This window comes from Caballeronia sp. (genome assembly GCF_049581465.1).
Classification (GTDB): Bacteria; Pseudomonadota; Gammaproteobacteria; order Burkholderiales; family Burkholderiaceae; genus Caballeronia.
Window position 1 is genome coordinate 1 of sequence record NZ_JBAUSA010000091.1, and the last position, 6,671, is coordinate 6,671.

The window sequence follows — 6,671 nt, forward strand, 5'->3', positions numbered from 1 at the left end:
GATTGAGGCGCCCCTCCAGACGTTCGAGTGCCTGGGGCTCGCCGCGCAGTGTGCCGTCGCGCCGCGCGGCCTGAATTTGCAGTTTCAACGCGGCGAGCGGCGTGCGCAGCTCATGCGCGGCATCCGCGACGAAGGTCCGCTGCGCCAGCGCCGCATCGTTCAAGCGCCTGAGCAGGCCGTTCAACGCGTCGACCAGCGGTCCGATTTCCACCGGAATGCGCATGTCGGGCGAGAGCGGATTAAGAGAATGCGCGGAACGCCTGGACAACCCCCGCGACAGCTCGCGAATGGGTAAAAGCCCGCGCGCGACCACGAACAGCACCAGGACAATGGTGACCGGCACGAGCAGCGCGAGCGGCCATATGGTGCGCCACGCGAGCCGCAGCGCCAGATCGTTGCGTACCGAAAACGGCTGGGCCACCTGGATGAATCGGTCGGCCTGCTGCAAGCCGAAGACCCGCCATCGATAGTCATGGTGCTCTACCGAGCCGAACCCGTCGGAGAGGCGCGGCAGCACCGGCTCCTTCTGCGCGTGATAGACAAGTTGCCCGTCCGTGCTCCAGATATCGATGACGATAAGGTCGTCATCGATGCCATTGAAGTCGCGCGTACTGTGTTCGGCGGCATGGGCAACTTCGATGTTCGCGGGCAGGGACATCGCGACGGTGCGCAATTCGTAGTCGAAGAGCTCTCCGGCTTCCTTGCGGGCAGTCAGGAAAATCCCGAAGCCGGCCGCCAGCGATGCTGCGCCAAGGCCGAAGATGAGCCAGCCGAGCAGCCACCGCCGGATGGATGTCATTCGAGCCTCTTCAGGCGATAGCCCACGCCTCGGATGGTCATGATCTGGTCCGCGCCTATCTTGCGCCTCAAGCTATGAACATGGACTTCGATGGTATTGCTGCCTACTTCCTCGCCCCAGCCGTACAGTTTCTCTTCAAGTTCTGCGCGCCTGAACACCCGGGCGGGTTCCTCGATCAACGCTTGCAGCAAGGCGAATTCGCGCGGCACGAGCGGCAGCGGCAGGCCCGCCTTTGTCGCTTCATGCGAGGCGGGATCGACCGTCAGTTGCCCGTGGGAGTATATCGGCTGCCTTTGACCCGTGCGCCGCCTGAGCGCCGCCCGCACCCGCGCGCCTAGCTCGTCGAGATCGAAAGGTTTCATCAGATAGTCGTCGGCGCCAGCGTCGAGCCCGCGCACGCGATCGTCCACGGCGTCGCGCGCGGTGAGGATGATCACCGAAGCCGCGCCGCCCAGCTTGCGGTAATCGTTCAGAACCTGAATGCCGTCGCGCTTGGGCAGGCCCAGGTCGAGCAGGACCAGGTCGTACACACCGTTGCCGAGCGACAATTCCGCCGCTCGTCCATCCGCGGCCCAGTCGATCGCGTAACCCGCACGCCGCATGGAGTCGAGCACGGTCTCGGCAATCATTTCGTCGTCTTCGACCAATAGCAAGCGCATTGCAAACTACCTCTTGTCCTACGGACATGCATTGTCCGGGGCAGGTGCTTAAGCGATCCTTAAGCAGTTCGTTCCAATGTTCGGACGCTTTGGTACCGGGGGCCTCCTGTCCGATCCGCAATAGGCTGCGTCCAGCGACTATTCGAGCGTGGTGGTCGCCACCCGACCCGTTCAATTATGGCCCGAATTTCGATGCGCTCGTGGCCCCATGCTGCCGATGCAGCCCGTTCTCCTGCAACGGGTGGTGAAGCAGTGCCGCCGATGCGAAGAAACTCCTAGAGTTTAAGGTTGCTTTCAAAACGAGAACGACGTGCTTACCGTTCCGCCGCCAAATAAGCGTCGCTTAAGGATGGTCGCCGCATTCTGTTTCCCGGCGTGATCTGTTGCGCGCCTCGGTGTGACCGGCGCCGATGACTTCGCCGGTATCAAGAGGCTCTCATGAGATCCACTACGATTGGCGCCCTGCGCGCTCACCTGGTCCTGCTCTCGGCAGCGACCGGCGTGGTGAGCGCGGCGGCTGTGGTCCTCGTCGCGTTGCTCCACCTTCCGGCAGACCATTCGGGTCCCGAAGCGCGGGCGTCAATGTTCGGCGCCGCGCTGCTGCTAACGCTGTATCTCTGGAAACGGGCGTGGCAGGCGTTCCGGGCGGCATTGCGCACCGATCAGGTCGCGCTCAGCACGGTCACGCGTAACGGCGTGGCAATAACGGAGCGGTGCCCCGACGCATGGCTCGTCCAACTGTACGTGGAACTCTTCCCGTCGCTGTCGCACAGCGCGCTTACACGTAAATCGACTGGCACCTCGTGCCGCGAGACGAGAGGACTTCGGCACGAAGCCTGGAAGCTCTTTCAGCAAATCGAGTCCAAGCGCCGCTAGACCTGGGACCCCCATGAACCGGACATCGCTGCCGTTCGCCCAGTGTTCGATCATCTTCATGTGCTGCCTTTCGTCCTATTAGATCCTTGTTGCCGCGGTGATGCGCCATGGTCCTTTTTCGGGGACCAACGGATCGCACCCTGAACCCCAGCGCACGTGCGAGGCCATCACTGTCCGCAAGCGGCTCTGCTTCGCAGAGCCGCTTGCGTACGCAATCCTGCGCTCTTCGAAGTACCCATGGTCAGCCCTTGGTCGGCAACAATATCGATGTAGTAATTAAAATCGATTTATATTGACGATATCGATCATGCCACTTAGGATGCAAAGGTCGCTTCTGATATGAGGGAATGCACCATGCAACGTTTGGATTTCTCGGCCGTTCGAGACGAGATTGGACCCTACTGCGATCCGCAGGCAACGCTCGGCGATCGCGGAGCGCGTTACGAAGAGTTGATCGGATTCGTTCCGCCGCGCATTGCGGCGCGCCTGAATGTCACGGGCGCCCTCGATTCGAAATTGCTTGCGCTGCAAGAAGAGATTCGACAGCACGCAATGTATCCAGCCTGCTTCGATGTGAAGACATCGCAACTCATGCTCTTCGGCATGCTGGCGATGGGCCTCTACGATGCCGCCTCATTGCACGGGCGGGCAGCGCGCCGAGCCGGCGCCTCGTGGGAGGAAATGCAGGCCGTCGTCAGTCTTGCTTATCTGTTTGGCGGAATGCCGGTTGCGAATCGCGGCGCGGAGATCATCGCTCAGCTTGCAGAGGCTGAGGTCAATGCGCGCGATGCTTCATCGGCGGCTGGCGATTCGAAAGCATCGAAGACAACGGAGTGACGTGATGGATCTCGGACTCAAAGACAAACGCGCACTCGTCCTTTCATCCAGTCGAGGTCTGGGGCGTGCAATCGCTGAGGGCCTTGCAGCGGAAGGTGCGCACGTAGCGCTGACAGCCAGGAATCGTGAGCAGTTGCAGGCCTTGGCCGATTCTATTACTGCCCAAGGTCGCGGAAGGGCTACGGCAATTGTCGGCGATCTGAATGTCGCCGCGAGAGAGATATTTGCCGAAGCTCACGAAGCGCTCGGAGGCATCGATATCCTGGTTGCCAATACGGGTGGTCCACCGGCGCGCCTTGCCGCGGAAGTCGAAGCCGATGCACTGACGGCCCAATTCAACGCAATGGTTCTACCCGTGGTGGAAATCGCGCGGTTGGCGCTGCCTGGAATGCGGGAGCGCAAATTCGGTCGCATCATCACCGTCGCGTCGACTTCGATCGTGCAGCCGATTCCTAATTTATCCATGTCGACGATGTTGAGATCGTCGTTGGCAGGCTGGTCCAAGACGTTGGCAACCGAAGTCGCCAAGGACGGTGTGACCGTGAACATGGTTTTGCCCGGACGTATCCAGACGGATCGCACAGGCGAGCTCGATCGCGCAAATGCATCACATAACGGCCGCTCAATCGAGGAAATCACGGAAGCGATGCTGGCTTCGATTCCGGCCGGTCGATATGGCCGACCCGACGAGTTTGCCGATGTAGTCAGTTTCCTTGCATCGACGCGCGCCAGTTTCGTGACGGGGAGCATGATCCGCGTCGACGGTGGTGCAGTCAAAGGACTCTAAGGAGAACTATCATGCCAAAAGTCGTCAAGATCGAGCGCTTCGGCGATGCCGAAGTCATGCAGATCCATGAAGAAGCAAGCGCCAGGATCGGCGCCGGGGAAGCACGCGTCGAGCACATCGCGGTCGCTTTGAACTATCTCGACATCATGCATCGTCAGGGGCATTACCCATTGACCTTGCCGACGGGTCTTGGGGTTGGCGGTTGCGGCGTGATTCGGGAAATAAGCTCGGAAAGCACGGAGTTGGTTGTCGGCGATCTCGTCGCTTATGCAGGCATTCCACCCGGCAGCTATGCAGAACAACGGATTGTTCCAGCAGACCGTCTGGTGAAACTTCCCGTCGACATCGACCCGACGATCGCCGCTGCCGCTCTCCAGCATGGAATCACCGCCGCGTTCCTGGTCGAAGATGCCTTTCCGGTAGCGGCGGGACATCTGGTATTGGTTCATGCTGCCGCTGGTGGAGTCGGGACCGTTCTTTGCCAGTGGGCCAAGTGGCTGGGCGCTACCGTCATTGGTACGGTGGGGAGTCAGGAGAAAGTGTCCCACGCGCTCGCCCACGGTTGCGACCACGTGATTGTTTCTACCGTCGAGAACGTCGCGGAGCGCGTGCGTGCAATCACGGGCGGCCGCGGTGTCGACGTGGTGTACGACTCTGTGGGCGCCGATACTTTCGAGTCCTCACTTCATAGCCTGACACTTCGAGGCATGCTCGTGAGTTTTGGTTCTGCATCTGGAGACCCGGAGCCATTCGACATTGGCGACCTCGCCAAGCTGGGCTCGCTCTACGTGACTCGCCCGCGGTTTATTCACTACGTACGCACGAGGCCCGAGCTGTTGCGCTATGCCACGGCTTTCTTCGAACGGATCCGCGGCGGCCTGAAAGTGCCGATTGGCCAAACCTACTCTATCGAAGAAGTGGTTCGAGCCCATAAGGATGTCGAAAGTAGAAAGACGAAGGGGTCGACCGTCATTACCTTCTAGCCTCCGTCTACGACTTCGCTGAAATATGCAACGCACTTCAAGCGCAATAGCGAGGCCGGCATGGTGATGGTCAATCTGCCGACAGCAGGGGTCGACTATCACGTGCCGTTCGGTGGCCGCAAGGGCTCGAGTTACGGCTCACGCGAGCAGGGGACGTACGCCCGCGAACACTACACCACGGTCAAGACGGCCTACACACTGGCTTGATGACACAGGTAGAAATTCGGCGCTGGTATTGGTAGCCGACTACAACCCATCGATGTCTGGGGGCGATGACGAAATCGCCCCCTTCTTTTTTGCACTGCTCCAACACTCGCTTCAGCCGGTTCCCGGCTGCGCATACGCGTCGGTCCTTACCGCTTCTCGTCGCTCGAACGCTGCCCCATCGGCGCCATTTTCTCGGTGTAGAAGGCGCCAATCGATCAAGGCATGTTGCGGATGATGTTGCGTCCAGTGCGCTCGATGTGGTCGACGAGAATCTTGCACGCTGCGTCGGCGTCGCGCCGCAGGGTTGCATCGAGCAGGTCCTTATGTTCGCGACCGATATCGCGCTTGGGCGGCGCGGCCCGAACGAAGATGCTGCGGTAGCGATGCCCCATGTCCCAAAGCGTCTGACAGAACTGAAGCAGCAACGGAGCATTACTGCCTTTGATCAACGCACTGTGAAACGCCCGGTGCCGATCCTCCCATTCCTCGTAGAAAGGCTCCGTCCAGCGCTCTTTGTCGCCGATCTTGGTCAGCAGATGGTGTGATGAGAGTACGTCGGTTTCCCAGGCATCGTCGCCCTGCTCGATGGCGGCCCGGAGCGCGCGAACCTCGAGGTTCGTACGCAAGTCCAGAATCTCCATCAGGTTGGCTTTCGATACGGGCGCGACGCTGTAGCCTCGCTGATCCTGTGACGTGACGAGGCCTTCCGTAACCAGCCTCGAAAGGCCCTCGCGCAGGGGACTCAAGCTGACACCCATCTCTGCGCGGAGGTCTTCGAGGTGCAACTTGCTGCCCGGCGCCAGACGCCCGCTCATGATGTCTTGCCTGAGCTGCTGGCCGATCGTGGTAGCGCGCGTGACGCTGGGCCCGGCCCCTGCGGGCCGATCGTCAGCGACATTGGCGGTTTCGTTCTGCTTTCCCATGGATCGTCTCGGCTCGAGTGAGCGGCCGGTCCGCAAACGTGCGATGTTAGCCGGTCCGCAAAACCGCAATTCTATCAAGCGCCGCCCCGGCTTCCCTCTCGATGTCCTTGATGATCTGGGCAACGGGTTTGACCTCATGGACGAGTTGGACTGTTGCACCCGCATAGAGCGGACCCGCCTCCCAATCTCCTTCCATGGCGTCCCAAGGCGCCGCGACGTCATAGCGGTTGAGCGGCTTCCCGTTGGGAAAGCGCGATATCGCCTCGCCTTCACCAGGTCGCTGACCGGTCGGCGGACATCCCGCGTCTTGCCATGTAGCGAAGGTCGAATTACGGATAACCTGATGCGGAGAGTCCTGCCAGCCCGAATCGTACAGCTTGGTCTCCACCAGGTCCGTCGCGCGGGCTGCAACCACCCGTGCCTTGTAACCGCGATGATTGGCCGATTCGGTGCTCGCCACGAAGCGCGTTCCCATCCAGACTCCGCACGCACCCAGCGCCAGCGCCGCGGCGAGGCCGCGCCCGTCGGCAATACCGCCCGCAGCCACCACGGGAACGCCTTTGGCGGCATCGACGATAGAGGGTAGCAGCGACATCGTCG

The 6,671-nt window shown here is 61.0% G+C and carries 8 protein-coding genes and 1 pseudogene; 5 read left to right on the plus strand and 4 right to left on the minus strand.

The features are described 5' to 3' along the window. Together WCA53_RS02205 and WCA53_RS02210 are read right to left on the minus strand one after the other, a co-directional pair. Positions 1-799: histidine kinase dimerization/phospho-acceptor domain-containing protein (locus WCA53_RS02205; protein ID WP_423905011.1), on the minus strand; the 799-nt coding region annotated here is incomplete at its 3' end. Then, positions 796-1,458, minus strand: coding sequence for a response regulator (locus WCA53_RS02210; protein ID WP_423905013.1), 663 nt, complete (start codon positions 1,456-1,458; stop codon positions 796-798). The genes WCA53_RS02205 and WCA53_RS02210, both read right to left, overlap by 4 nt. 438 nt (positions 1,459-1,896) lie before the next feature. On the opposite strand from WCA53_RS02210, the gene WCA53_RS02215 reads away from it, so the two are divergent. From WCA53_RS02215 to WCA53_RS02235, 5 genes and pseudogenes are all read left to right on the plus strand, one after another. Next, positions 1,897-2,334, plus strand: coding sequence for a hypothetical protein (locus WCA53_RS02215; protein ID WP_423905015.1), 438 nt, complete (start codon positions 1,897-1,899; stop codon positions 2,332-2,334). Between the two features lie 354 nt (positions 2,335-2,688). Then, positions 2,689-3,171, plus strand: coding sequence for a carboxymuconolactone decarboxylase family protein (locus WCA53_RS02220; protein WP_423905017.1), 483 nt, complete (start codon positions 2,689-2,691; stop codon positions 3,169-3,171). Between the two features lie 4 nt (positions 3,172-3,175). Further along, positions 3,176-3,958, plus strand: coding sequence for an SDR family oxidoreductase (locus WCA53_RS02225; protein ID WP_423905019.1), 783 nt, complete (start codon positions 3,176-3,178; stop codon positions 3,956-3,958). 11 nt (positions 3,959-3,969) lie between these two features. After that, on the plus strand, positions 3,970-4,941 hold the full coding sequence (locus WCA53_RS02230; protein ID WP_423905022.1) for a quinone oxidoreductase family protein: 972 nt from the start codon (positions 3,970-3,972) through the stop codon (positions 4,939-4,941). Positions 4,942-4,947: 6 nt separating this feature from the next. Beyond that, positions 4,948-5,148: pseudogene (locus WCA53_RS02235) on the plus strand (aldehyde dehydrogenase family protein); the annotation flags it as partial. A 215-nt stretch (positions 5,149-5,363) separates the two neighbouring features. On the opposite strand, the gene WCA53_RS02240 reads toward WCA53_RS02235, so the two are convergent. Beyond that, the gene (locus WCA53_RS02240; RefSeq protein WP_423905024.1) at positions 5,364-6,071 is read right to left on the minus strand and encodes a GntR family transcriptional regulator; all 708 of its coding nucleotides are present in this window, start codon (positions 6,069-6,071) and stop codon (positions 5,364-5,366) included. Positions 6,072-6,117: 46 nt separating this feature from the next. Next, on the minus strand, positions 6,118-6,671 hold a 554-nt coding region (locus tag WCA53_RS02245), incomplete at its 5' end, for an NAD(P)H-dependent flavin oxidoreductase (protein WP_423905025.1).